A 742-nucleotide genomic window follows, 5' to 3' on the forward strand; every position below is an offset into this window, starting at 1 on the left:
CCCCCCGCCCCCCGCAGGTCGCCGCCGGCCGCGGACGTCCCGCCCGCGGCCGTGCTGGTCGCCAACCAGCCGGAATGGTCGGTGGGCGACCTCGCGTCGGCGCTCAAGCGTACCCTGGAGGACGCGTTCGGGCACGTGCGGCTGCGCGGCGAGATCTCGGGATTTCGCGGGCAGCACGGCTCGGGGCATGCCTACTTCTCGCTCAAGGACGGCAACGCCCGCATCGACGCGGTGGTGTGGAAGGGCACCTTCAATCGCCTGCGGCAGAAGCCGCAGGAGGGACTCGAGGTCGTCGCCACCGGCAAGATCACGACGTTTCCCGGCAAGTCCTCGTACCAGATCGTCATCGAGAGCCTCGAGCCGGCCGGCATCGGCGCCTGGATGGCGCTGCTGGAGGAGCGCAAGCGCGCGCTGGCGGCCGAGGGTCTGTTCGCGGCCGAGCACAAGCGGGCGATCCCGTTCCTGCCGCAGGTCGTCGGCGTGGTGACCTCGCCGACCGGCGCGGTGATCCGCGACATCCTGCACCGGCTGGAAGACCGGTTCCCGCGCCCCGTGCTGGTCTGGCCGGTGCGCGTGCAGGGCGACGGCGCGGCCGACGAGATCGCCGCCGCCATCCGCGGCTTCAACGCGCTGCCGGCCGGCGGCGCGATCCCGCGGCCGGACGTGCTGATCGTCGCCCGCGGCGGCGGCTCGATCGAGGACCTGTGGGCGTTCAACGAGGAGGCGGTGGTGCGCGCCGCCT

At 73.5% G+C, this 742-nt stretch carries 1 protein-coding gene; it reads left to right on the forward strand.

Annotation, left to right across the window (positions count from 1 at the left end; all coding sequences use genetic code 11):
- Positions 1-51 precede the first annotated feature (51 nt).
- Positions 52-742 (forward strand): exodeoxyribonuclease VII large subunit (gene xseA / locus FV223_RS29130; protein ID WP_147730056.1); only part of this gene is annotated, 691 nt, incomplete at its 3' end.

Origin of the sequence: Methylobacterium sp. WL116 (assembly GCF_008039455.1) — a bacterium.
Taxonomy (GTDB): Bacteria; Pseudomonadota; Alphaproteobacteria; order Rhizobiales; family Beijerinckiaceae; genus Methylobacterium.